This is a genomic window from Marinobacter sp. THAF197a (genome assembly GCF_009363275.1).
Classification (GTDB): domain Bacteria; phylum Pseudomonadota; class Gammaproteobacteria; order Pseudomonadales; family Oleiphilaceae; genus Marinobacter.
Window position 1 is genome coordinate 1,829,969 of record NZ_CP045324.1, and the last position, 23,794, is coordinate 1,853,762.

At 57.5% G+C, this 23,794-nt stretch carries 22 protein-coding genes and 1 tRNA gene; 15 read left to right on the plus strand and 8 right to left on the minus strand.

The window, feature by feature from the left end:
* Positions 1 to 174, plus strand: coding sequence for a DUF2897 family protein (locus FIV08_RS08515; protein WP_152437999.1), 174 nt, complete (start codon positions 1 to 3; stop codon positions 172 to 174).
* Positions 175 to 250: 76 nt separating this feature from the next.
* On the opposite strand, the gene FIV08_RS08520 is transcribed toward FIV08_RS08515, so the two are convergent.
* From FIV08_RS08520 to FIV08_RS08545, 6 genes are all read right to left on the minus strand, one after another.
* Positions 251 to 327 (minus strand) — tRNA-Val (locus FIV08_RS08520).
* Between the two features lie 55 nt (positions 328 to 382).
* Positions 383 to 1,333, minus strand: a complete 951-nt coding sequence (locus FIV08_RS08525; RefSeq protein WP_152438000.1) for a DMT family transporter — start codon at positions 1,331 to 1,333, stop codon at positions 383 to 385.
* 138 nt (positions 1,334 to 1,471) lie between these two features.
* Entirely contained in the window at positions 1,472 to 2,560 is a 1,089-nt protein-coding gene (locus tag FIV08_RS08530) for a hypothetical protein (RefSeq protein ID WP_061331044.1), read from the minus strand.
* Between the two features lie 34 nt (positions 2,561 to 2,594).
* Positions 2,595 to 3,668 carry a hypothetical protein gene (locus FIV08_RS08535; protein ID WP_152438001.1) on the minus strand — a complete coding sequence of 358 codons (1,074 nt, stop codon included), beginning with the start codon at positions 3,666 to 3,668 and terminating at the stop codon, positions 2,595 to 2,597.
* 136 nt (positions 3,669 to 3,804) lie between these two features.
* Positions 3,805 to 4,395 carry a YceI family protein gene (locus FIV08_RS08540; protein WP_152438002.1) on the minus strand — a complete coding sequence of 197 codons (591 nt, stop codon included), beginning with the start codon at positions 4,393 to 4,395 and terminating at the stop codon, positions 3,805 to 3,807.
* Positions 4,385 to 5,119: a CDP-alcohol phosphatidyltransferase family protein gene (locus FIV08_RS08545; RefSeq protein WP_058089613.1), complete on the minus strand. Its 735-nt coding sequence runs from the start codon at positions 5,117 to 5,119 to the stop codon at positions 4,385 to 4,387. The genes FIV08_RS08540 and FIV08_RS08545 overlap by 11 nt, the downstream gene beginning before the upstream one ends.
* A gap of 111 nt (positions 5,120 to 5,230) precedes the next feature.
* On the opposite strand from FIV08_RS08545, the gene FIV08_RS08550 reads away from it, so the two are divergent.
* The 4 genes from FIV08_RS08550 to FIV08_RS08565 are packed head-to-tail and all read left to right on the plus strand — an operon-like array spanning position 5,231 to position 9,499.
* Entirely contained in the window at positions 5,231 to 6,214 is a 984-nt protein-coding gene (locus tag FIV08_RS08550; RefSeq protein WP_152438003.1) for a zinc-dependent alcohol dehydrogenase, read from the plus strand.
* Between the two features lie 9 nt (positions 6,215 to 6,223).
* Positions 6,224 to 6,622, plus strand: a complete 399-nt coding sequence (locus FIV08_RS08555; RefSeq protein ID WP_152438004.1) for a 6-pyruvoyl trahydropterin synthase family protein — start codon at positions 6,224 to 6,226, stop codon at positions 6,620 to 6,622.
* Positions 6,609 to 8,540 (plus strand): glycosyltransferase family 4 protein, encoded by a 1,932-nt coding sequence (locus FIV08_RS08560; protein WP_152438005.1) that lies wholly within the window; start codon positions 6,609 to 6,611, stop codon positions 8,538 to 8,540. Before FIV08_RS08555 ends, FIV08_RS08560 begins: the two co-directional genes overlap by 14 nt.
* Complete coding sequence (locus tag FIV08_RS08565) at positions 8,537 to 9,499, plus strand: lysylphosphatidylglycerol synthase transmembrane domain-containing protein (RefSeq protein ID WP_228715516.1); 963 nt, start codon at positions 8,537 to 8,539, stop codon at positions 9,497 to 9,499. The genes FIV08_RS08560 and FIV08_RS08565 overlap by 4 nt, the downstream gene beginning before the upstream one ends.
* Here FIV08_RS08565 and FIV08_RS08570 read toward each other — a convergent pair whose 3' ends face one another.
* A complete protein-coding gene (locus FIV08_RS08570; protein WP_152438006.1) occupies positions 9,500 to 10,366 on the minus strand; it encodes a RibD family protein in 867 nt (288 codons plus the stop codon).
* Between the two features lie 119 nt (positions 10,367 to 10,485).
* Between FIV08_RS08570 and FIV08_RS08575 the strand changes: the two genes are divergently transcribed.
* The gene (locus FIV08_RS08575; protein WP_058089618.1) at positions 10,486 to 10,902 is read left to right on the plus strand and encodes a helix-turn-helix domain-containing protein; all 417 of its coding nucleotides are present in this window, start codon (positions 10,486 to 10,488) and stop codon (positions 10,900 to 10,902) included.
* A gap of 18 nt (positions 10,903 to 10,920) precedes the next feature.
* Here FIV08_RS08575 and galU read toward each other — a convergent pair whose 3' ends face one another.
* The gene (gene galU, locus FIV08_RS08580) at positions 10,921 to 11,757 is read right to left on the minus strand and encodes a UTP--glucose-1-phosphate uridylyltransferase GalU (protein ID WP_061331053.1); all 837 of its coding nucleotides are present in this window, start codon (positions 11,755 to 11,757) and stop codon (positions 10,921 to 10,923) included.
* A gap of 317 nt (positions 11,758 to 12,074) precedes the next feature.
* Between galU and FIV08_RS08585 the strand changes: the two genes are divergently transcribed.
* The 9 genes from FIV08_RS08585 (at position 12,075) to FIV08_RS08625 (ending at position 23,754) form a co-directional block, all read left to right on the plus strand.
* A complete protein-coding gene (locus FIV08_RS08585) occupies positions 12,075 to 13,283 on the plus strand; it encodes a ShlB/FhaC/HecB family hemolysin secretion/activation protein (protein ID WP_152438007.1) in 1,209 nt (402 codons plus the stop codon).
* Positions 13,284 to 13,392: 109 nt separating this feature from the next.
* A complete protein-coding gene (locus FIV08_RS08590) occupies positions 13,393 to 14,073 on the plus strand; it encodes a GntR family transcriptional regulator (protein ID WP_058089623.1) in 681 nt (226 codons plus the stop codon).
* An 18-nt stretch (positions 14,074 to 14,091) separates the two neighbouring features.
* Complete coding sequence (gene prpB / locus FIV08_RS08595; protein WP_152438008.1) at positions 14,092 to 14,979, plus strand: methylisocitrate lyase; 888 nt, start codon at positions 14,092 to 14,094, stop codon at positions 14,977 to 14,979.
* Between the two features lie 400 nt (positions 14,980 to 15,379).
* Entirely contained in the window at positions 15,380 to 16,513 is a 1,134-nt protein-coding gene (gene prpC, locus FIV08_RS08600) for a bifunctional 2-methylcitrate synthase/citrate synthase (RefSeq protein WP_152438009.1), read from the plus strand.
* Between the two features lie 5 nt (positions 16,514 to 16,518).
* Positions 16,519 to 19,143, plus strand: a complete 2,625-nt coding sequence (gene acnD, locus FIV08_RS08605) for a Fe/S-dependent 2-methylisocitrate dehydratase AcnD (RefSeq protein ID WP_152438010.1) — start codon at positions 16,519 to 16,521, stop codon at positions 19,141 to 19,143.
* Positions 19,140 to 20,318, plus strand: coding sequence for a 2-methylaconitate cis-trans isomerase PrpF (prpF, locus tag FIV08_RS08610; RefSeq protein WP_152438011.1), 1,179 nt, complete (start codon positions 19,140 to 19,142; stop codon positions 20,316 to 20,318). Before acnD ends, prpF begins: the two co-directional genes overlap by 4 nt.
* 206 nt (positions 20,319 to 20,524) lie before the next feature.
* Positions 20,525 to 21,460, plus strand: coding sequence for a PEP-CTERM sorting domain-containing protein (locus tag FIV08_RS08615; protein WP_152438012.1), 936 nt, complete (start codon positions 20,525 to 20,527; stop codon positions 21,458 to 21,460).
* A gap of 172 nt (positions 21,461 to 21,632) precedes the next feature.
* Complete coding sequence (locus FIV08_RS08620; protein ID WP_152438013.1) at positions 21,633 to 23,045, plus strand: TIGR03013 family XrtA/PEP-CTERM system glycosyltransferase; 1,413 nt, start codon at positions 21,633 to 21,635, stop codon at positions 23,043 to 23,045.
* A 64-nt stretch (positions 23,046 to 23,109) separates the two neighbouring features.
* A complete protein-coding gene (locus FIV08_RS08625) occupies positions 23,110 to 23,754 on the plus strand; it encodes an XrtA/PEP-CTERM system exopolysaccharide export protein (protein WP_152438014.1) in 645 nt (214 codons plus the stop codon).
* Positions 23,755 to 23,794: the final 40 nt, after the last annotated feature.

The window sequence follows — 23,794 nt, forward strand, 5'->3', positions numbered from 1 at the left end:
ATGCCCGCAATAGGATGGATATTTATCCTGCTCGCCTTTGGCTTGGTTATTGGCAGTCTTCTGCTGTTAAGAGACAGCAGTAACAGGAAAATTCCGGAACACAAGCTGGAAAAGATCCGTAAACGGCAAGCGGAGCTGGAAGAGAAGGAAAAACAGGAAAAGGATGACTGGTAAACAGCAATGGTTCGCGCAGGCATAAAAAAAGCCAGTTCTCACGTTGCGCGTAAGTAACTGACTTTCTTTGCAGAATTGGTAGGACCACCCAGATTCGAACTGGGGACCTCTACCATGTCAAGGTAGCGCTCTAACCAACTGAGCTATGGTCCTGTGTCCTGCAACGGGGTGGAAATATACGGATTTCGTTCCCCTTGGTCAACCTCTTTCAGGCAGTTTTTGCCGGTTTCAGAAAGCCTTTGATGACGCGGCTCAGAGCGCTCCAACGGTTTACCAGCAGTGCCATGAAAATCAGTCCGCAGCCTGCCAGTTGAAGCGCTGACATGGTCTCGCCAAACCAGGCTGCGGCAAACAGGGCCACCCACACCGGTTCCAGCACCAGAATCACCACGCCGTGACTGTGTACCGAAAGGCTCTGTGCATAAGTCTGCAGAAGAAAGCGCCCGGCAGTACCGACAACGGCACTGGCCAGAACCCAAACCATCAGAATGGGCGGTGGGTTGTTGAGGGTTGGTGCCCAGGGCTCGCTGATAGCAGACTCCACGAGGGTAACCAGGCCCACTGTCAGAAGGGCCAGGGCGGTCAGGGGCAGCGCCGGCACCTTGCGTTTCTCGATTGTTTCGCCTCGTTTATTGGTGACCGTTCGCTGATTGGCGGCCCGGGTGTTGAGCGTGAAGTAAAGCGCAAAGATAAACGCGGCCACAACGAAGTAGAGCTGCCCCGGATCTGGCCTGAAGCCGTTTTCAAGGGACAGCAGGGCCAGGCCCGCTACCGCAATCGGTATGGCAAGCCAGGTACTCAGAGGCTGGGATTCACCAAATACCACGCGGGCAATGATTGGCACAATCACAACCCCAAGACTGGTGAGAAACGCGCCTTCACCCATACTGTCGCCGTGGAACAGGCCCAGTATCCAGCAGCTCATGGCGATGCCGAATACCAGGCCTACGCCCATGCTCCGTTTTACCTGGTCGGCATCCAACCGGCGCAGGGCCGGCAGTGCAATCACCGCCAATACCCCACCTGCAATCAGAAACCGGGCCGCCATAAACATTAACGGTGGCATCATCAGTACCGCTTTTTTAGAGAACATCCAGCTGATCGCAGCCAGAAGGGTAACGACGACCAGCAAAAGGTCGGATTTGTGAGCGTCAGACATCAAGTAACTGGCTCCGGTCAGGCAGAGTGAAATGCAAGGAGGGATAAATCTATAGTTTGCGAATTAAAAAAGAAAGCAGCGAAAACCGAGGGGGGGAGGAAGGTGGCTCATCCCTGAGCCCTGCCAACAACCGTGGTGTCAGTTGTTGAGCGTGGTATACAGCAGGTTGGACATGCTGGTCTGGTTGGAGTTGGGGACCTCAACGTACTGGTCACCAGAGCCCCAAAGCTGCCACCAGGCCCGCTGGTTGTAAGTGCGGCTGGCAAAGTCGATCTGTAGACCATTGAGCACAGTGTTGTTCACCACCGGCACGGAGATGTTGCCGGTCTGGGTGTCCTTCACGGCACTGTGGTTGGCGCCTTCGCTCATCAGAATCGGGTAGTGATTGTAATAAAGGCCAGAAGGACCATTTTGCCCGCTTACCTTGCCCGCCAGACTGATACTGTTGGAGCACGAGTCTATGCCGCTGGCGGTGGTGGCGCCGCAGGCGGAATGGGTAGGTACCACGCCGTCATCGGTGCCGGCAATGAAGGGCTTGGTAATGCCACCGTAGGACGAGCCGCCGCCTACAAAGCGCAGCCGGGGAATGGCTGTGGGGCCTACCGACAGGTTGCGGGCGGTGTTGGTTTGCAGATCATTGACTACGCCCAGGTTATCGGGCTGGGGATCAATCCCGGTGAACGCACGCACCGCCTGTTTTACCGGCCAGTTATACCAGCTGTCGTTATAGGCGATACTGACCGCCAGGTCGGCCAGCTCAGTGCCGCCGCCAGCCCCCGCAAGATCCATGACCGCGAGGATTTTCAGCGGTTGCAATCCCTCGGATTGAAGCCAGCGAGCCTGGTTTTCCAGAAGGTGACGGGTAACCAGATCACCGGTGGAATGGGTCACGACAATACAGTAATTATTGCAAAGACCCTGCTGGCTGATTTGTCGAACCTGCTGGTAGGCTTGCTGCGCGATCTCGCCTTCCACCCGGCCGTTGCTGGCCCAGTCGATGCGCGCTTCGGCGCGGTTCAGCCAGTAATCCCGCCAGTAGTCTTCTCCGGCCTGTTTCACCTCTTGCATGTTGGCGGGGGCCTGGGACAGGTTCTCCATCATGAAACCGTGCACCAGGATCACATTGTGGCCCGCCAGTTGGGCCTGCGCCGTTGTGGCGAACAATCCGCCTGCCAACGCTATCGATAATGCAGTTTTACTCAGGCATCTTTTGTTTTTGTTGATCATTGCTTGCTCCGTTTTCCGGTTTTATTGTTGTTTATCAGAACTTGTCGGCCAGCTGCCGTAGCAAAGCTGCCCGTTGCTCTGATTCTGTGTTCACCGCCGGTTCGTCACGCAGGTTGCCAAGATCCGGCGGTGAGAATTCATAGCCTTCGTCCGGGCCGAAGGCGTAATGGGTGCGATCACCAGGGCGGTCCGGCATCTGGCGTAACTGCAGGTTTCGGAGTTGCAGCTGGCCCTCAATGTCCTGGTTAGCCAACACGCTGCCATGGGCCTTGAGCACAAGCGTACCGCTGCCACCGCTCAGGGATTCTTCAGTACTGAGTTGGGCCAGCGCGCGCTGGCCGTTGTATAGCTGGGCGGACAGCGCATAGTAGCCGGCATGGTCCGGATCGAAACGGACCGGGATTACCAGGTCATTGCCGGACACATAGGGTGAGTCGATACCACCGAAGTCGCCGAGATCAGGTTCAATGGAGAGAGACGACACATGCCGGACTGGCCTTCCATCAACCCTGGCCTCCACAATCAGCCGGTATTCGCCTGGCTCATGATCGGAACTGATGGTTCCCTGGTAGTAGCCGCTGTCTTCCGTGGCCGGCAGGTCTGCTGAATCGGCCTTGTCCCTCTTGGTGGCCGACTCAAGAGTTGCCGAGAGGGTATCCCCAAACACCTGTCGGCCACTCAGGGACGCCACCACAAGAATGGGCTCGCCCTGGGTAAAGCGGAATTTGTCGAGTGTCACAATGAAGCTGCCGCCGTCTTCCAGTGGCAACTCCACCGGGTGGTACCGGTTGCCCTGGTAGGCTTCAGCCTGGGCGGTGGTCAATGGTACCGAGTAATCCGGGTAGCGGGCGCTTCGCAGGTAGTCGTCTGCAACGCTGGCGAGCATGAACCCCAGGGCGTTGTCAGAGGGCGCAGGAGCGTTCGAAGCGTTTGCCTCATTAGCCTCTGGCGTGTGATCTCTCGCCATGGCGTTTGCTTCCTGATGATCCTGGTGGCTGCCGAAAGGCAGCCAACTGAACTTACCGTCGTTGTCTGCTGATAACAGCCAGGCAGTACCTGAAACACTGGCCACCACTACGGCGGTGGCCATCAGTGCCTTGTAAGGCATGTAGAATCACCTTCTTATTGTTATTTCATTGCTTTTGGTTAAAGAGTAACCATAGCCAGTTTTGTCGTAACCGGCATAAAACTTGTCCGACAATGCGCCACTTTCACTCTAAAGTGTGATAGACCTCACAATGGCATTAGTCCTTGATCGCCTCAAAGGCAAAACGCAGTACTACCTCGTCGCCGACCATGCCTTCGTCGATGCCATAAGTCATACCCCAATCGCTACGCTTGATCACGGTCGATGCACTGAGCCCGAGTGTGTATTCTTCATGCCCGAAGGGATATACGTCAGCCTTGTTAAGGGTGACATCCACATCCACCGGGTTGGTCTTGCCCAGAAGCGTGAGGTCGCCGGTGACGATGCCTGTGTTATCGCCCGTGCGTTCAAAGCCGGTCACGGTAAAGGTGATGTCCTTGTGCCTTCTGGTGTCGAGGAAATCCTTGTTACGCAGGTGATCATCCCGTTTACCGTGATTGCTGAATACGCTCGTCGCCTTGAAGACCAATTCTCCAGATGACAGCTCGCCGGCCTCTTCGTCATAGACGAATTCGCCTTTTACCTCGCGGAACATACCCATGACCGGCGCGTAGCCGATGTGCATCACTTCAAAGACCATGGAGAAGTGCTCATCGTCCACCTGGAACCTGGTTGGTTCTGCCTGCACCAGCGGCGCGGTGGAGAGCAGGGTGGCTGCCAGGGTTGCGGTGGCGAATTTAGTTTTCATGATAGTGTCTCCTTTGGTAGAGCCAGCGAACATCCAGCGCAAACGACCAACCCAGAAGGGCCAGTGCCATGGCCAGTGTGGTGCCGGCAAACCCGGTGGGGGTAAGAGGAAGTATGGCGATCATCAGCGTAACAATCTGCCATACGCATACTGTTTTGCGCCGGAAACTGTCCGGCAGTGGTTGGTTGAGCCACGTCAGGAAATGGCTGGCGGCCAGAAAGCCATAGCGCATCAGGGCAAGCATCAATACCCATGGCCCGGCTTTGCCGACAGCCATCGTGGCAACGCATAAGCCGAGGATAAACAGCGCATCCAACTCCATGTCGAAGCGGGCGCCGAATTCACTGTTGCTGTTGGTGGCCCGGGCCACCTTGCCATCCACGCCATCAAGGATCAGCGCAATGAGGCAGGCCACGGCGTAAATCCACAACGCGGAAGAATCGGCAGCGGACAGAAACGGCGCCCAGGCCACCAGGGAAACGACCAGGATGGATCGAAGCAGGGTAGTGCGGTTGGCCCAGCCAAAGTTTTGTCGGGCTGGCCAACGCGTAAGTATCAAGGCGCCCTGGGTGGCGAAGATCAGAATCGCCAGCAGACCGAACCAGCCGGGCGGGCTGAACCATTCGTGCACGGACAGCAACACCAAAAACAGCAGTAGGGCAGCCCAACCAAGCTCCCTCACAGTGGCAGGAATCTGAAATGTTGCCGGGCGAATCGAATCCATATCCGAGCGTTTCCGTATAGCCTGACTGGTACATGTGTTAGGCCCCGTTCTATGACTATAGTTTGGGGTAGATGCTTTTGCTTACGGAGATAACAAGAGAATGGACTGTTTATGACGTCATCAGGGAATCAGGCGTTCTGGGTGACTGGCCCGGGCCAGGGGGAACTTCGGCCGGCGACTCTGGAATGGCCTGAGAGTGCCGGGGCAGAGATCGTTACCGTGTGCACGCTGTATTCCGGGATCAGCCGGGGCACGGAATCACTGGTATTCAACAATCGGGTTCCACAGGACGAATACCTTCGAATGCGCGCACCCTTTCAGGAGGGCCAGTTTCCGTTTCCGGTCAAATATGGCTATGCCAATGTTGGCGAAGTGCAGGACGGGCCAGAGCACCTCATGGGTAAGCGGGTCTTTTGCCTGTACCCCCACCAGAGGCACTACCGCGTGCCGGCCAGTGCCGTCACCGCACTGCCGGACGATCTGCCGCCGGGACGCGCCATTCTTGCTGCCAATATGGAAACCGCCATTAACGGGCTCTGGGATGCCGAGCCCGCTGTAGGCGACCGGGTTGCCGTGGTTGGGCTGGGGGTGGTCGGGCTTCTGGTGGCCTGGCTGGTCAAACAGATCCCCGGCTCCCAGCTACTGGCTGTCGATACCAATGAGTCCAGGGCTGACATTGCCAAGGCTTTGGGGCTTCCGTTCACAACCGAGGCTTCGGCCCGTGATTGCGATCTGGTGATTCATGCTTCCGGCCGGAGCGAGGGGTTGTCATCAGCCCTGTCCATGGCCGGGCCAGAAGCTCGCATTGTGGAGCTTAGCTGGTATGGCAACGAACCGGTCACGGTTCCCCTTGGCCATGCCTTTCATCCTAACCGCCTTGAACTTAAATCCAGCCAGGTAGGGCAGATTCCGCCGCACAGGCAGCCCCGTTGGAGTTATGCACGGCGGCTTGAGCTTGCACTGCAGTTGCTCAGAGCGCCTGAGCTGGACAACCTGATCAGCGGCGAGTCCCGGTTTGACGACCTTCCTGCGGTTGCCAGCACCATATTGTCACCAGCAGGGGATGCGCTCTGCCATCGAATTACCTATTCCTGAGGAAACACTATGTTCAGTTTGACCGTTCGCGATCACATGATGATTGCTCACAGCTTTAAAGGAGAAATCTTTGGTCCGGCCCAAGGGCTTCATGGCGCCACCTACGTGGTAGACGTGACCTTCGAGCGACACGTGCTGGACGATAACGATTTGATTGTGGATATTGGCCAGGCGTCTGACCTGCTGAAAGAGGTGCTTTCGGAATTCAACATGAAGAACCTGGACGACTTGCAGGAATTCGAAGGCCGGAACACCACCACGGAATTCATGGCGCAAGTTGTGTTCAATCGCATGGCTGCCGCCATTCATGCTGGCCGCCTTGGTGAAGAGGGCCGGCAGGTTGCCGGCCTTAAAGTGACTTTGGGCGAGTCGCACCTGGCCTGGGCCAGTTACCATGCCGGCATCTGATCTATGGTTTGTGGTTCCCGGTGATCCTGACCAGAACACCGGTGGGTACCGATATGTGCAGCGCCTGGTGGCGGCATCGCGCCAGGCGGGGGTAAGCGCGCGGGTTCAGGGGCTCGCTGGGTGCTTTCCGAGACCGGATCAAACTGCTACCAATGCCATGCAAGAGTTCCTGACGTCTTTGCCGGACAACACGTTAGTGGTGCTTGACGGGCTTGCCATGGGGGCCATGCCAGACGTGCTGGAGCGCCACGGCACACGCTTGCGGCTTGTGGCGCTGGTACACCATCCGCTGGCGGATGAGACCGGGCTATCCCAGGAGCAACAGGCCTGGTTTCGGGAAGCTGAAAGGCAATCCCTGGCCCAGGTCGGCAGGGTGGTTACGACCAGTGAGTACACTGCCCGCCGCGTGCAACAGGATTATGGTGTGCCGTCCTGGAAGGTTACGACGGCGCAGCCGGCCGTGGACGCCCTGTTCTTCCAGATTGAGCGCAACCATTTGGACAAGCCCATGAGGCTCTTGTGCGTGGGGCATCTATCCGCCCGGAAGGCGCAGCACCAACTGGTCGATGCCCTCGCCACCCTGCAGGAACTGCCGTGGCAATGCACTCTGGTGGGGGCGGAGGATCGTGATCCGGACTATGCGCGGGCCGTTCGAAGTACCATCGCCCGGCACGGACTGGCTGATCGTATTCAGCTTCTGGGAGAGCTATCGGAGCCCGCGCTGGAGGAGGCCTACCACCGAGCGGATCTGTTCGTGTTTCCGTCACTCTACGAAGGCTATGGCATGGTCATCGATGAAGCCCTGGCCGCGGGCTTGCCGGTGCTGTCTTCCGACGGCGGCGCGCTGGCGTTGACCACCAGCAAACCCGGAGCCCGGAATTTTCCGGCTGGCAATGTGAAGGTCCTGGCGTCAGAGCTTCGCTCTCTCCTGACGAATACCGCAGATTTCTCGGAGCTGGCGCGACGTGCGCGGGCCCATCGGTCAGATATTCGCCAGTGGTCAGATACCACAAGGGAATTCCTCGGTAGTCTGGGCTTTAGCGAAGAGGGTGATCCTGCAAGATTCTCTGGCCAGTGGCTGGAAGCCCGGGAGCAAGCGGATCATACCGCCAGAAGCCGGGCCTTGACGGATACGCTGGCAAACTGGCTAACCGTTGAATACAACACAAAAGCCGCCGGAAAACCGGCCGGTGATCCGTTGCATCTGGTGGATATAGGCAGTGGGCGGGGCTCTAACCCCGGTTATCTGATTCCCCGTTTGCCGGTGCCCCAGCGGTGGACATTGATTGAACCGGATCAGCATCTGCTGGGGCTGGCCTGCCACCGGGTTGGGGCACTGGACGCCCCGGCGGCTCCCATGATGCGGGAGCTGACCCCGCACAACCTGGATGAGCTATTGCCAGACGATGCCACCCTGGTCACGGCTTCGGCCCTGATTGACCTGGTCTCAGAACACTGGCTTCGTGCCTTTTCCAGTGCCGTGGTGCGAAGGCGAGCGGGTGTTCTGGTGGTGATTAGCTACAGCGGGCACTTTGAACTGGCGCCTTCCCATGCCTCCGACGCCCTGGTACAGGAGCTGGTGAATCAGCACCAGCATGGCGATAAAGGCAGCGGGGCGGCATTGGGTCCCGAGGCAACCGGGGTTTTGGAGAGACTGCTGCGTGAGGCAGGCTATACCGTCACGGTGGAGCAGAGCCAATGGCATCTCAGCCCGGGCCAGGGCGGCACGAGTGCTGAGTTGATCACCATGCTAATGACGGGTTGGGCAGATGCCGCCTGCCAGCAGAACCCGGCTGCGCAGGCTGAGATCAGAACCTGGCTGGCAGACAGGCAGGATCAATTGGCCCGTCACGAACTGCGGGTGGTGGTTGATCACCTGGACCTACTTGGGTTACCCGACTCAGGTTTGCCGGCATGATGCGCCAGCGGCCATGGCCAAAGCTGCTGCTTCGGTGGGCTGCGACCCTTATTATCCTGGTGCTGGTGTTACGGTTTGTGGACCTGTCCGGTCTGATAGCCAGGCTCCGATCCATATCGCCCTCACTGATCGCCCTGGCCCTGGCGGTTTCTGTCCTGCAGGTGGTGTTGTCCGCCTGGCGTTGGCGTTACACCGCCGGCAGGCTGGGTGTTTCTGTACCGATGAACTTTGCCGTTCGGGAATATTACCTGGCCACCTTTCTGAATCAGGTGCTGCCGGGTGGTGTTATGGGCGATGTGAACCGGGCCTGGCGACACAGCCGGGCCCACGGGCAGGGCACCGTTGAGCGTTCGGGGCAGCTTTCGGCGGTTCATGCGGTTGTCCTTGAACGGCTGTCCGGGCAATTGGTGTTGTTTCCGGTGGTCTTGCTCGCCGTCGTTGTGCTTTGGAGCGTGGGTGCTTTTAGCAGTCAACCGCTGCCCATCAGTATATCCCTGAACCCGGCATACTGGCTGTTGCCTCCTCTGCTGGTGGGCATTGGAATCTGGCTGCTGTGGGTCAGTGGTCGGCTTGCCTCACTGCGGCGGTACCTTGGGCGCCTGGGTGCCGATCTCAAGAGGGCATTTGCAGGCTGGCGCAATGGTTCGGTGCAGTTGTTTACTTCCCTTGCCGTTCTGGGCACGTATTTAACGGTGTTTGTGTTGTTGGCATTTGGAATGGGATTAGCGGCCGATGCCAGCAGCCTGTTTCTGACCGCCGCCCTGTGTCTGCTATTGCTTCTTGCGATGGTGGTCCCAATAACGGTGTCTGGCTGGGGTGTCCGTGAAGGTGCAGCAGCTCTGCTCTGGCCGGCGGTTGGGCTACCGGCAGAGCAGGGGGTGGCGATCAGTATTGGCTACGGTGCATTGATATTCCTCGCCAGCTGGCCGGGGGCGCTGGTGCTTCTCAAACGCGCCTGATCAATTCCAGCGCCTCTCGAATGCCAGGTCAAACAGCATGTCACTGCCAAGGTTGACCAGCTGGGCCCGCGGGCGCAGGGCATCATCCAGTTGGTCGATTTCCGGCAGCGAGAATGCCGGCCGGCCACTGCCGATGATCATCGGAGCCACCATCACGTGCAATCTATCCAACAGGCCGGCTTTCAGGAAGGACGAAACGGTGACTCCGCCGCCTTCAATAAAAATTTTACGCAGCCCGTGGTCCTGTAACACTTGAAGAATACGCTCGGGTGGCACGGGCGTGGGATCGTCTTCGGCACCGAGGCAGGGAATGGTCGTTACCTGGCCAATGCTGGCGGGTTTCCGGGTTGAGTCATATTCCCCGGCAATCAGGTGCAGAGTGGGTGCTGCGTTGTCGGTAAACAGGTGGTGGCTGCGGGGCACCCGGTTATGGCGATCAATCACCACCCGTACCGGGTTGGGTCCGTTGGCACGGCGAACCGTCAGCCTTGGGTTGTCAGTGGCAGCGGTGCCAGCACCGACCACCACCGCATCGCACAGGGCGCGAATGCGGTGCAGGTGGGTAATGCCATCGTCGCCGTTGATAAACCGGGAGCAGCCGGTCACTGTGGCAATACGGCCGTCCAGGCTCTGACCAAGCTGACCAATCACATGGTTACCCGCCGGGCGCTTGATGGGCTGGCACAGCGGCAGGAACAGCGATATCAGATTCCTGGCATCTTCGGTTGCCTGATGCACCAACTCCCAGCTTTTGCCGTTAATCCGCAACGCTGGTTGGCTAGTTCCCGGCAGTGGAAGGGTGACATTGCTGCGGTTGCTGGCATTCAGTATGAGCTTCCAGGCAGTGTCTGTATCCAGGGTGGCCATGGCTTTCCCGTTTGTTGGTTTTGTGGTTTCAGTATAGGCAGATTGTGTGCAAAGCTATATGTACGATACATTTCCGGATTGATTCACTTTTCCAGCCAATTTTTCAGGAACACTGAGCTATGCGGTACCTGCAGTCCTTTCATCGCCGCTTGCGGCAACTCCGGCAGACCGGGCAGCTGTCTTTGGCGGATGTGGCCAATATGTGCGGTGTGGACGAGGCCCGGGTAGGCAGCTGGGAGGCCACAGATCCCAAGCAGCGGAGCTATCCGGGCGTCAGCGAACTGCTGGATGTGTGCCTGAAAACCGAAACACCGTTGGATCAACTGCTGGATATGGATGATGGCGGTGACAGCGGTCAGCTGGAGCTGCCGGGGCTGGCGTTCAGCAACAGCGATGATTTGTCTGTAGCGTTGAAAGAGCTGGAGCGGGAGCTGAACCGATTGCAGCTATCAGAGGAAGAGTTGGAACTGCTGCGCCGGTTCCGCAAGGCAACCGCGGAAAACCGGCGCATGGTGCTTCAGCTTCTGGGGCGTTAACCGCCCCGGCAGGCGGGCTTACTTGCCCTTTTTGTAGATATTCTCGTAAACGTAGTTGGTGGCTTCGACAAAGCCGTCGATGCTGCCGCAGTCAAAACGCTGGCCCTTGAACTGGTACGCCAGCACGCAACCGTTCTTCGCCTGCTCCAGCAGTGCATCGGTAATCTGGACCTCGCCGTTCTTGCCCGGAGGGGTGCGTTCGATAATATCAAAGATATCCGGTGTCAGGATGTACCGGCCAATGATGGCGAGGTTGCTGGGTGCGTCCTCCGGAGCCGGCTTTTCCACCATGTCGGTAATTCGGTACAGGCCGTCTTTCATGGACTCGCCGGCAATCACACCGTATTTGTGGGTTTCATCCTGCGGCACTTCTTCGATGGCCACGATGGAGCAGCGGAACTGGTTGTACAGTTTCACCATCTGCGCCAGAACACCGTCCTCGCCTTCCGGCCCCACACAGAAGTCATCAGCCAGCACCACCGCGAACGGGTTGTCACCCACCAGGTTGCGGCCAGTCAGAATGGCATGCCCCAAGCCTTTCATCTCGTTCTGACGGGTGAAAGCAAAGGTGTTGTTGGTGATCAGGTCGCGAATGGAGGTTAGCAGGCCTTCTTTTCCGGTTCCGGCAATCTGGTGTTCCAACTCGTAGCTGATGTCGAAGTGATCCTCGATGGCACGCTTGCCACGGCCGGTTACGAAACCGAACTCGTGGATTCCGGCTTCGGCAGCTTCCTCTACGCCGTACTGAACCAGCGGCTTGTTAACGATCGGCAGGATCTCTTTCGGCATGGCCTTGGTGGCAGGGAGAAAGCGGGTGCCGTAGCCGGCTACCGGGAAAAGGCACTTTTTGATCATGGTGTTCATCCTTAGTTTGAATCTTGCATGCTGGGAGCCGTCCCACAAAGTGTGCCAAGTGTAACCAAGTTGTTTCGCGAGTTGGAGGATTTCATTTCTGAATGTTGAGTGTTGGTAATTCTGTGACCTGTTTCCTGCTTCCGCTGAGCGATTGAAATATCTCGAAAATAGTTTCAGTTGGCTCAATAAAGTACTGATTTAAGGTAACATTAAAATTGTAAAATTATGATGACAAGGGTGGTTGACTGGCTCTCCATATTTTAAAGTGGCAATGCTTCGGCACATTTACACGATCTTGACACTTCTACGGGTACTGAATGGCACATCCGCTGGTCGCAAAACGGCACGGCCCTCAACGGAGCTTCATTGCACTGTTTTCGTGCGCACTGGCTGTATTTTCGGTGCAGGGGGTTGCCAGCGAGCTTTCACTCTCCGAGCAGAATGCTCTCAGCACCCAGGAAGCCCTGTTTGCTCAGGACCGTTTGAAAGCCACCCGCGAGCATTGGCTGCGTTCGAAATTCGAGTTCTCAGGACGTACCAACGACGATTCAGATCGCCTTGACGGCACGCTGAACCTTGGGTTGAAGAATATGTTCGGTGAAAGTCATCGGGCTGATCTTCGATACGCGGACTCCAAGACTTATCGAGTCAGTAACGAGCGCAAGGTCCTTGGGTTTGGCTATGGCTTGCCGGTAGGGCGCAACCAGCTGCGAATGGAGCTGACCAATACCGCCTATGATGAGGTGTCGAGGGTTGAGGGGGCCCGCTATCAGAAGGCCGGCCGAATTCGCGACGTGGCCGTAACCGGTAGTCGGCCGCTGTTCTCCGTCAGCGGTTACAGTATCCGGGGGCGTGCAGGGTATAACTCTGTAACCCGTTCCTGGACCCGGCAGAGCGATGAGAACCACAGAAATCACTACGAGGTATCTACCCTGGGCTTTGAAGCCCTGGGGCGCCATGACCTGGTGGGCGGCTTCAGTCTCTCTAGTGGATTCAGGGCTGTCACTGGCATTGAGACAGAGGCGGAACGCACGGCGGTTGGTTATCAGGATTCCCAGGACGATCAGTTCGGGCGAATGTTGTTTACGGCGTCTCTGGACCGGGAAATGCTGGACTGGCAATGGGATCTTGAAGGGCAATATCAAATTGCTTCTGCGGACATTCCCGGATCTCACCGCCTGCAGGTTGCTGGCGCAGCGCTTTCGACGGGCTATAGCGGCCAATCCCTGAGTGTTGCGGAGGGTGGCTGGCTGCGCCTCGGTAGCCGCAGCCCCACCTTTAACGTACCGTTTTTCCCCCAAATGCTGTCCAGCGTCCGGCTGTCGGTGTTGCGGGGCTGGGTTCCCGACGCCTCGTTCCAGCAGGACCAGTCGGGCCACGTCACCTCCGGGGAATTGTCCCTCGGCCTTTCTGCCCGCAAGTTCAGCGCTGATGTCAGCGTTGGCCGGGTACTTGGAACAACCACCGAAGCCATTGTCGTTCCGGACCACCCGGATGTACGGCTTTCCATGAGCTTGCAGATCTGATTCCTCTCATCCTGTAAACAATAAGACTTTAAGCTTGTCTCATTTTGTTGACAATCCAGCTTGTTGGGCGTAATTTCACCAACATCACTCATTGGATTGTTAACAAAACATGGTTCAAGCCCCGGCCCAAGTACATACTCGTGCAGATGAAGCTTTCGATTGTCTGCAAACCGCCATCGTGATGGGCGACCTTGCGCCCGGTGAAAAGATTGGCGAAGTCGAACTCTGCTCCCGCTTTAATCTTACCCGTGGTCCCCTGAGAGAGGCGCTTGGCCGCCTTGAGTCCCGTGGTTTGCTGGTGCGCCGGCCCCATGCTGGTGTGAAAGTGGTATCTGTCAGTGCTGAAGAGCTGCTGGAGCTTTACCGAATTCGTGAAGTTATGGAAGGGTTGGCTGCCCGCCAGGCTGCCGAACGGATGACCGATGAGGAAATCCGCGACCTGAAAGCTACACTGGATAGTCACGAGAAAATGATTGAAGAAGCCCAGGGCCAGGCCTATTACCAGGCTGAGGGTGACTACGATTTCCACCACCGGATTGCCACTGGCAGCCGCAACACCAAGCTGGCCCAGATGCTGTTGGGCGATCTGTATTACATGGTGCGCATGTACCGTTACCGGTTGAGCACCTCCGCCGGGCGCCCGCACATGGCGCTGGGTGAACACCGCCGTATCGTCGAAGCCATTGCCCAGCGCGATGGCGAACTCGCCGAATTCCTTATGAAAAGACACATCAATGCCGCACGCCAGAATATCGAACAAAAGATTCAGCAAGGCGTGTTAACAATCTGATCCAAGAGGTAATGTCCCATGGCTAACCAACTCTCCCCGGGCGCTCGTTTCCGCAAGGCCCTGAAAGAAAACCAACCACTGCAGATCGTTGGTACCATCAACGCCTACACCGCCATGATGGCGGAGCGGGTAGGGCACCAGGCCATCTATTTGTCGGGTGGTGGCGTCGCCAACGCCTCCTATGGCCTGCCGGATCTGGGCATGACCACCATGAACGACGTTGTGGAAGACGTGCGCCGCATCACTGCCGCCACAGAAGTGCCGCTGCTGGTTGATATCGACACCGGCTGGGGTGGCGCGTTCAACATCGGCCGCACCATTCGCGAAATGGAACGTGCCGGCGCTGCGGCTGTGCATATTGAAGACCAGGTGGCCCAGAAGCGCTGTGGTCACCGTCCGAACAAAGAGATTGTGTCCAAAGAAGAGATGGTCGACCGCATCAAGGCTGCTGCCGATGCCCGCCAGGACAAAGACTTCTTCATCATGGCCCGCACCGACGCCTTCCAGAAAGAAGGCCTGGAAGCCGCCATCGACCGCGCCAAAGCCTGCATCGAAGCTGGTGCCGACGGCATCTTCGCCGAAGCTGTTCACGAACTGAGCGACTACAAAGCTTTCGCCGAAGCCATCGACGCCCCGATCCTGGCCAACATCACCGAATTCGGTGCCACCCCGCTGTACAACCGCTCCGAACTGGCCGACGCCGGCGCCGCGATGGTTCTGTACCCCCTGAGCGCCTTCCGCGCCATGAACAAAGCCGCCCTGGCCGTGTACCAGAACATCCTGGAAAAAGGCGACCAGAAAGACGTGGTAGACCTGATGCAAACCCGAATGGAACTGTACGATTTCCTCAACTACCACGACTTCGAACAGAAGCTGGACCAGCTGTTTGCACAGAAGAAGGATTAATAAGGGGTCTGTCCCAAGGGGTCTGTCCCCGAATGGGGACTGACCCCACCTTGGAACAGCTGACTCCGCAGTAAAGGGTCTGTCCCCGAATGGGGACTGACCCCACCTTGGAACAGCTGACTCCGCAGTAAAGGGTCTGTCCCCGAATGGGGACTGACCCACCTTGGAACAGCAGACTCAAAAGTAACCGGGGCTGAGCCAGCCTCGACCAGAATCAAAGCCCCCAGCGCAATGGGTTATAGCCCCTGCAGCAACGGGCAAAAGTGGGTCAGACCCCATTCGGGGTCAGACCCGATAGACTCAATGGGTTCTAGCCCCCGCATCAACGGGCAAAAGTGGGTCAGTCCCCGTTCGGGGACAGACCCGATAACAGAAAAATCAGAAACAACGGGAGACCAACATGGCTGAAGCAAAGAAACTGAGTGGCGCAGGCCTGCGAGGCCAGGTAGCTGGCGAAACCGCGCTGTGTACCGTCGGTAAAACCGGCACCGGCTTGACCTACCGCGGCTACGACGTAACCGATCTCGCCGCCAACGCCCAGTTTGAAGAAGTAGCCTACCTGCTACTACGCGGCAAACTGCCTAACCAGGCCGAGCTGGACGCCTACAAAGCCAAACTCAAAAGCCTGCGCAACCTGCCAGACGCCCTGAAACTGGTGCTCGAGCAGATCCCCAAAAACGCTCACCCTATGGACGTGATGCGCACCGGCTGCTCCATGCTGGGTAACCTGGAAACCGAAAACGATTTCAGCGAGCAGGACGACAAGATCGACCGCATGCTGGCCACTTTCCCGGCCATCATCACATACTGGTACCGCTTCGCCCACGAAGGTGTCCGCATCGACACCGCCAACAGCGAATGCGATTCCATCGGTGGCCTGTTCCTGGAACTGCTGCACGGCAAGAAGCCCAGCGAGCTGCACGAGCGGGTGATGAACGTCTCCCTGATCCTGTATGCGGAGCACGAGTTCAATGCCTCTACCTTCACCGCCCGCGTCTGCGCCTCCACGCTGTCTGATATCCACAGCTGCGTAACCGGCGCCATCGGCTCCCTGCGCGGCCCGCTGCATGGCGGTGCCAACGAGGCGGCCATGGAATTGATTCAGCGCTTCCAGACGCCGGAAGAAGCCGAAGCCGGCCTGATGGGCATGCTGGAACGCAAAGAGAAAATCATGGGCTTCGGACACGCCATCTACAAAGAGTCTGATCCGCGCAACGCCATCATCAAGCAGTGGTCCGAGAAGCTGGCCAAAGAAGTGGGCGACACCGTGCTGTACCCGGTTTCTGTGCGTTGTGAAGAAGTCATGTGGCGCGAGAAGAAACTGTTCTGCAACGCCGATTTCTTCCATGCATCTGCTTATCACTTCATGGGCATCCCCACCGAACTGTTCACGCCCATCTTCGTGATGTCGCGGGTATCCGGCTGGACCGCCCACGTGAAAGAACAACGCGCCAACAACCGCATCATCCGCCCGAGCGCGGACTACACTGGTCCTGAGCATCAGGATTGGTTGCCGATTGAAGAGCGGAGCTGATTATTATGAACACCGAATTCAGAAAACCCCTTCCAGGCACCGACCTGGAATACTACGACACCCGCCAGGCGGTGGAGGCTATCCAGCCCGGCTCCTACGCCAAGCTGCCGTACACCTCCAAGATCCTGGCTGAGCAGCTGGTTCGCCGCTGCGACAAGGAATCCCTTACCGATTCCCTGAAGCAGCTGATTGAACGCCGCCGCGACCTGGACTTTCCTTGGTACCCGGCGCGGGTTGTGTGCCACGACATCCTGGGCCAGACCGCCCTGGTAGACTTGGCTGGCCTGCGTGACGCCATCGCCGAGAAGGGCGGTGATCCCTCCAAGGTAAACCCGGTGGTACAAACCCAGCTGATCGTGGATCACTCCCTGGCGGTTGAAGCGCCGGGCTTTGATCCGGACGCGTTTGAAAAGAACCGCGCCATCGAAGATCGCCGCAATGAGGACCGTTTCCACTTCATCAACTGGACCCGCACCGCGTTCAAGAACGTAGACGTGATTCCAGCCGGTAACGGCATCATGCACCAGATCAACCTGGAGAAAATGTCTCCGGTGATCCAGAACCGCCCGGACGAAGACGGTCATCCGATTGCCTTCCCGGACACCTGCGTGGGCACCGACAGCCACACCCCACACATTGATGCCCTGGGCGTTATCGCCGTGGGCGTGGGTGGCCTGGAAGCGGAAACCGTGATGCTGGGCCGTCCGTCTATGATGCGCCTGCCGGACATCGTGGGTGTGAAGCTGACTGGCAAGCGCCAGCCGGGTATCACTGCCACCGATATCGTGCTGGCCATTACCGAATTCCTGCGTAAGGAGCGCGTGGTTGGCGCCTACCTGGAATTTTTTGGGGAAGGTGCGTCCAGCCTCACCATCGGTGACCGTGCCACCATTTCCAACATGACCCCGGAATACGGCGCCACCGCCGCGATGTTCTACATCGATGAGCAGACCACCGATTACCTCAAGCTCACCGGCCGTGAGCCGGAGCAGGTGGATCTGGTGGAGAAATACGCCAGGGAAACCGGCCTGTGGGCCAGCGAAATGACCGAAGCCCAGTACGAGCGTGTGCTGGAGTTTGATCTGTCTACCGTGGTGCGTAACGTGGCTGGCCCTTCCAACCCGCATCGTCGTGTAGCCACTTCTGATCTGCACGACCGCGGCATTGCCGTGAATCTGGACAAAGCGCTTGAAGAAGAGAAGAAAGGCCTGATGCCCGATGGCGCAGTGATCATCGCAGCCATTACCTCCTGCACCAACACCTCCAACCCGCGCAACGTTGTGGCGGCCGGCCTGCTGGCCAAGAAAGCCAACGAGCTGGGGCTGGTGCGTAAGCCGTGGGTGAAATCTTCCTTCGCGCCGGGCTCCAAGGTTGCCCGCCTGTACCTGGAAGAAGCTGGTCTGCTGCCGGAACTGGAAAAGCTGGGCTTCGGTATCGTGGCCTACGCCTGCACTACCTGTAACGGCATGTCTGGCGCGCTGGACCCGAAAATTCAGCAGGAAATCATCGACCGGGACCTGTACTCCACTGCCGTGCTGTCTGGTAACCGTAACTTTGACGGCCGGATTCATCCTTACGCCAAACAGGCGTTCCTGGCGTCTCCGCCCCTGGTTGTGGCCTACGCCATTGCCGGTACCGTGCGTTTTGATATCGAGCGTGACGCCCTGGGTTACAGCAAGGATGGCAAGCCGGTCACCCTGAAAGACCTGTGGCCGTCTGATGAAGAAATCGACCGCATTGTGGGCGAATTTGTGAAGCCGGAGCAGTTCAAGCAGGTGTACATCCCGATGTTCAACCTGGATGCTGCCGAGCAGGCCAAGAGCCCGCTGTACGAATGGCGCCCTCAGTCCACCTACATCCGCCGCCCGCCTTACTGGGAAGGCACCATGGCCGCTGAGCGGGAACTCAAGGGCATGCGCCCGTTGGCTATCCTGCCGGATAACATCACCACCGACCACCTGTCGCCGTCCAACGCCATCATGATGGACTCGGCAGCCGGTGAATACCTGCACAAAATGGGGCTGCCGGAGGAAGACTTTAACTCCTACGCCACCCACCGGGGCGATCACCTGACCGCCCAGCGTGCGACACTGGCCAACCCGAAACTGTTCAACGAAATGGTTCGGGACGAGAACGGCGAAGTAGTGCAGGGCTCCCTGGCCCGTGTTGAGCCGGAAGGCAAGACCATGCGCATGTGGGAAGCCATCGAAACCTACATGGAGCGCAAGCAGCCACTGATCATCGTGGCCGGCGCCGACTATGGCCAGGGTTCTTCCCGTGACTGGGCGGCGAAGGGCGTTGCTCTGGCGGGCGTAGAAGCGATTGTGGCCGAAGGCTTCGAACGCATTCACCGCACCAACCTGATTGGCATGGGCGTAATGCCCCTGCAGTTCGAGGAAGGCACCACCCGCCATACCCTGCAGCTGGATGGCACCGAAACCTACGATGTGGAAGGCAAGGCTGCACCGGGTGCCAAACTGGAGCTCGTGATTCACCGCAAGACCGGCGAAGTGGACCGTGTTCCGGTGATCTGCCGTTTGGATACTGCGGAAGAGGTGACTGTGTATACCGCCGGCGGCGTACTGCAGCGCTTCGCGCAGGACTTCCTGGCTTCTGAGGGGGCGGCATGAGCTTCCCCCAACAAATAAAAGTCCCCGCCACCTACATGCGTGGCGGCACCAGCAAAGGCGTTTTTTTCCGCCTGCAAGACCTGCCGGAGCCCTGCCAGGTGCCCGGCGAAGCACGGGACAAGCTGCTGCTGCGAGTCATCGGCAGCCCCGATCCCTACGAAAAGCAGATCGATGGCCTGGGCAACGCCACTTCCAGCACCAGTAAGACGGTGATCCTGGCTGCGCCCACCCAGCCGGACCACGATGTGGACTACCTGTTCGGCCAGGTGTCCATCGACAAACCGTTCGTGGACTGGAGCGGCAACTGCGGCAACCTGACAGCTGCGGTTGGCGCCTTCGCCATCAACGGCGGTTTTGTCGCCAAAGACCGCATTCCAGACAACGGTATTTGTACCGTGCGTATCTGGCAGGCCAACATCCAGAAAACCATCGTGGCCCATGTACCCATCACCAACGGTGAAGTGCAGGAAACCGGCGATTTCGAACTGGATGGTGTGACCTTTCCGGCCGCGGAAGTGAAAATCGAGTTCATGGACCCGGCCGATGGCGAAGGTGCCATGTTCCCCACCGGCAACCTGGTGGATGACCTGGACGTACCGGGCGTCGGCACCCTGAAAGCCACCATGATTAACGCCGGTATACCGACCATCTTCATCAATGCGGAAGACATCGGCTACAAAGGCACCGAGCTACAGAACGACATCAACAGCAATCCCAAAGCGCTGGCGATGTTCGAGACCATCCGGGCCCACGGCGCGGTAAAAATGGGCCTGATCAAGGATGTTGCCGAAGCCGCCAACCGCCAACACACGCCAAAAGTGGCGTTTGTAGCCAAGCCAGTGGATTACGTCTCGTCCAGTGGCAAGCAGATCAATGCTGCAGACATTGATGTGTTGGTACGGGCTTTATCTATGGGCAAACTGCACCACGCCATGATGGGCACCGCAGCCGTGGCCATCGCCACCGCGTCCGCCATTCCGGGAACCCTGGTAAACCTGGCGGCCGGCGGCGGAGACCGCACCGAAGTCACCTTTGGTCACCCCTCCGGAACCCTGGGTGTGGGTGCTGAAGCCAAAGAAGTAAACGGCCAGTGGACTGCCACCAAAGCCATCATGAGCCGCAGCGCGCGGATAATCATGGAAGGCTGGGTGAGGGTGCCCGGCGACTGTTTCTGATTCGTTACAGTCAGACCTGTGAGGTGTTGAAGGATTTTACACATTCCGGATACACCTCCGGTTTTTCCCTTCTCAAGTTCAGCTATCTCCCTGATATTTAAAGCCTGACGTGAAACTGGACAGTTTATTGCTCCACGGACCGCTTGGCCGGCGGTTATAAGCGCCGACCAACAACGCGGATTTTTTATCTAAAGGGAGATTAGACAGTGAATCGTATTCCTGAATCATTCAAAAAGCCGGCACTGCTGGCAGGTTGCGCGGCCCTGACACTTGCTTTCTCAGCAACGTCAATGGCGGCACCTATCATCATGGAAGGTGATTATGTTCGTACCGCCATCAGCGACAACGGCACGCTGGGGTACGGCGGAACAACCTCCCCAGGCTTGCTGCACGATCCAAGCGGCACACGCAGCTGGGGCGCAGAAGACTATCTGACTCCTGGCAGTCCCTGGGAAATGTTCGGTGTAAAGGCCGATCAGTTTGGTAACGTTCACAATAACAACGAGTGGCCCAGCAACATTGGTTCCACCTCCCTGACGGACATCAGCGGCGGTTCCGCCTTCGATAATCACGTGCTTTGGAGCGGAACCTACGGTGGGATGTTCAATATCACCCACGAATACATCTTCAATGACAATTACGAGCGCATTGATATCCTGACGTCCATCGAAGCTCTGACTGACCTGACCGGTCTGAAGTTTCTGCGCGCGATTGATCCGGATCCTGACGTAAACACTTACGGTAGCTTCGACACCATCAATACCCGAGGCGGAGCAGGTATTGCCGAGGAAGACTTTGTGAACTCCCAGGGCGCCCAGACCGGCCTGACTCTTGGCTTGTACACAAACTCCTCCATAGAGCATAACACCGGTATTACCTCCTCCTGGAGCAACGACCCGGATGCCTACCTGGCGGGCCAGAACGACGGCAATGGTGATAACGTCATCGGCCTGGCGTTCAACATTGGCAACCTGTTCCAGGGTGACCTGGTCAAGCTGAGTTACTCCTATGTGATGGGTGAAACCCTCGACAACGTCGACATTCCTGACGAGCCTGTGGCGAGTGTTCCTGAGCCGGGGACGTTGGGCCTGCTGGGTCTGGGCCTGGCTGGCTTGCTGGGCGTTCGTCGCCGTAACAAGTAAACCCTTGGGTCAAGCGCATGATCGGGATCTCATCTGTGAGATTCCGATCTTTGTTTTTAAAGGACTCATTGAAGTTTCAGGAGATTGAAGTACAATTCTGTTACGGTTTGTTACGGTGTGTAGCAAAGGATGCTGGCAGTACAGTGCAGTGTGAACCGCACAAGGAGTCGACGTGGCCCACGTCAGGTTGTTCAGACACTATATTCACCTACCTTTTGTCATCCTTGGCCTGATTGATCTGGTCGTGATGGGCTTTGCCTTTGGTTTGGCGGTGTTCTTCCGCTTTTTTGGTGAAGTCGGTTTTTTCCTTGAACATCTGTATTTTGTCTTGCCCTCCATCATTACGTTTGCCCTGTTTAACCTGCTGGTTATGATTGCCTTGGGTGTGCATCAGTCCCGGGTGGAAGAGGGCATGTCCGGCATGATGCTAAGAACCATCATGGCGATGATTCTGGCTATCCCGGTTCACGGTTTCGCTTACTTCATCGCGGATGACTGGCTTTGGTATCTGGGCAGTTTCGGCCTGCTCACCTCCGCCACAGTTCTGGCCATTTTCTCGCTGGGCATAGTGCGCGTGCTGTTTTTTGCCCTGGTTGGCAAAGAGGCTTTCAAGCGCCGGGTATTGGTTCTTGGCGCAGGGCACCGGGCCAGGCAACTGCTGGAAGATCTCACCACCCCATTCAACCGCAAGGGGTTCACGCTTGATGGCTTTGTCCCACTCCCGGACGAACCCATCGAAGTGGGTGATCAGCACCTGATCAACCTGCCTACATCATTACACGACTACGTATTGCGCCATCCCGTTCGGGAGATCGTGGTAGCTGTAGATGACCGCCGGCGCGGTTTGCCGATGGAAGACCTTCTGGAATGCAAAATGGAAGGTGTCAGTATTATTGACGGTGCCAATTTCTATGAGCGGGAATCGCGGAAAGTGGCCCTGGAAATGATCAGTCACGGTTGGCTGGTCTTTTCGGATGGTTTCTCAGTGTCGTCCGTTTACGGTGCGGGCAAGCGAACGCTCGATATTCTCGCGGCAGGCACACTGCTGCTGGCGACGTTTCCCATCATGATCCTCACCGCACTTGCCATCAAACTGGAAGACGGCTTCAAAGCGCCGGTGATCTATAGCCAGGAGCGGGTAGGGCTGAATAACAAAGTCTTCAAAGTTCATAAGTTTCGCTCAATGATCACCGATGCCGAAAAGGACGGAGCCGTCTGGGCAAAAAAGAACGATACCCGGGTAACTCGGGTTGGCGAGTTTATCCGGAAAGTCAGAATTGATGAGTTGCCACAGATCTTTAACGTTCTTAACGGCACCATGGCGTTTGTAGGGCCAAGGCCGGAACGCCCGGTATTCGTGGCGCAGTTATCAGAGAAGATCCCCTTTTACTCTGAACGCCACCGGGTAAAACCAGGCCTGACCGGCTGGGCGCAGCTATGCTTTGCCTACGCAGACAACGAAGAAGACACCCGGGAAAAGCTTCGTTACGACCTTTATTACATAAAGAATCAGAGTTTGCTTCTTGATCTGTTGGTTATAATTCAGACAGTAGAAGTGGTATTGTTCAAAAAAGGATCAAGGTAGTTTCGGGAGTAAGCTGTTCCCGAAACATGGAATGCAGCACGGACCTCACAAGAGAGGGTATACGATGTCACGGAAGTATCTCACCCAAGGGCTGTTTGTGTCCTTCATGGCGGTAGCTTTGGCAACAGGTTGTGCAGGGCCGTCCGCATCTTCTCCTGACAAGATTCAGCGAGCACTCGCACTGGATACCCGCGACAGTGTGGACCAGTACATACTCGGTGCTACGGATGTTGTCCGGGTGTCTGTGTGGCGTAACGAGGACCTGAGTATCTCGGTTCCAGTGCGCCCGGATGGAAAAATATCCGTACCGCTGGTTGGTGATGTTCAGGCCAGTGGCAGAACGCCTGAGGAGCTTGCCAGCTCAATCCGGGCATCTCTGGCTGAATATATACGTGAACCGCAGGTAAGCGTGGTGGTGACCTCCATGGGCAGCCATGAGTTCACTGACCGGGTGCGTGTGACCGGTGCTGTGCGCCAGCCTGTGTCTATTCCCCATCGCAGTGGCATGACGGTACTGGATATGTTTCTCAATGCTGGCGGCGCCAACGAGTTTGCTGCCCTCAACAGGTCCATGCTGTACCGCAAGGTGGGTAACGAGGTAGTTGCCATCCCTGTAAAGCTGGATGACATCCTGAGCAAGGGCCAGGTTGAAACCAATTATTCCATGCGCCCGGGCGACATCCTGACCATCCCGGAACGCAGTTTCTGACAGACGTTGTCTGAACCATTGGTCTCGAATCGAGTGTAGT

What these genes read in the sequence shown, in the direction of transcription:
- FIV08_RS08515 (WP_152437999.1), top strand. Translation starts at nt 1, where the DNA reads ATGCCCGCAATAGGATGGATATTTATCCTGCTCGCCTTTGGCTTGGTT.
- FIV08_RS08525 (WP_152438000.1), bottom strand. Translation starts at nt 1,333, where the DNA reads ATGTCTGACGCTCACAAATCCGACCTTTTGCTGGTCGTCGTTACCCTT.
- FIV08_RS08530 (WP_061331044.1), bottom strand. Translation starts at nt 2,560, where the DNA reads ATGATCAACAAAAACAAAAGATGCCTGAGTAAAACTGCATTATCGATA.
- FIV08_RS08535 (WP_152438001.1), bottom strand. Translation starts at nt 3,668, where the DNA reads ATGCCTTACAAGGCACTGATGGCCACCGCCGTAGTGGTGGCCAGTGTT.
- FIV08_RS08540 (WP_152438002.1), bottom strand. Translation starts at nt 4,395, where the DNA reads ATGAAAACTAAATTCGCCACCGCAACCCTGGCAGCCACCCTGCTCTCC.
- FIV08_RS08545 (WP_058089613.1), bottom strand. Translation starts at nt 5,119, where the DNA reads ATGGATTCGATTCGCCCGGCAACATTTCAGATTCCTGCCACTGTGAGG.
- FIV08_RS08550 (WP_152438003.1), top strand. Translation starts at nt 5,231, where the DNA reads ATGACGTCATCAGGGAATCAGGCGTTCTGGGTGACTGGCCCGGGCCAG.
- FIV08_RS08555 (WP_152438004.1), top strand. Translation starts at nt 6,224, where the DNA reads ATGTTCAGTTTGACCGTTCGCGATCACATGATGATTGCTCACAGCTTT.
- FIV08_RS08560 (WP_152438005.1), top strand. Translation starts at nt 6,609, where the DNA reads ATGCCGGCATCTGATCTATGGTTTGTGGTTCCCGGTGATCCTGACCAG.
- FIV08_RS08565 (WP_228715516.1), top strand. Translation starts at nt 8,537, where the DNA reads ATGATGCGCCAGCGGCCATGGCCAAAGCTGCTGCTTCGGTGGGCTGCG.
- FIV08_RS08570 (WP_152438006.1), bottom strand. Translation starts at nt 10,366, where the DNA reads ATGGCCACCCTGGATACAGACACTGCCTGGAAGCTCATACTGAATGCC.
- FIV08_RS08575 (WP_058089618.1), top strand. Translation starts at nt 10,486, where the DNA reads ATGCGGTACCTGCAGTCCTTTCATCGCCGCTTGCGGCAACTCCGGCAG.
- galU (WP_061331053.1), bottom strand. Translation starts at nt 11,757, where the DNA reads ATGATCAAAAAGTGCCTTTTCCCGGTAGCCGGCTACGGCACCCGCTTT.
- FIV08_RS08585 (WP_152438007.1), top strand. Translation starts at nt 12,075, where the DNA reads ATGGCACATCCGCTGGTCGCAAAACGGCACGGCCCTCAACGGAGCTTC.
- FIV08_RS08590 (WP_058089623.1), top strand. Translation starts at nt 13,393, where the DNA reads ATGGTTCAAGCCCCGGCCCAAGTACATACTCGTGCAGATGAAGCTTTC.
- prpB (WP_152438008.1), top strand. Translation starts at nt 14,092, where the DNA reads ATGGCTAACCAACTCTCCCCGGGCGCTCGTTTCCGCAAGGCCCTGAAA.
- prpC (WP_152438009.1), top strand. Translation starts at nt 15,380, where the DNA reads ATGGCTGAAGCAAAGAAACTGAGTGGCGCAGGCCTGCGAGGCCAGGTA.
- acnD (WP_152438010.1), top strand. Translation starts at nt 16,519, where the DNA reads ATGAACACCGAATTCAGAAAACCCCTTCCAGGCACCGACCTGGAATAC.
- prpF (WP_152438011.1), top strand. Translation starts at nt 19,140, where the DNA reads ATGAGCTTCCCCCAACAAATAAAAGTCCCCGCCACCTACATGCGTGGC.
- FIV08_RS08625 (WP_152438014.1), top strand. Translation starts at nt 23,110, where the DNA reads ATGTCACGGAAGTATCTCACCCAAGGGCTGTTTGTGTCCTTCATGGCG.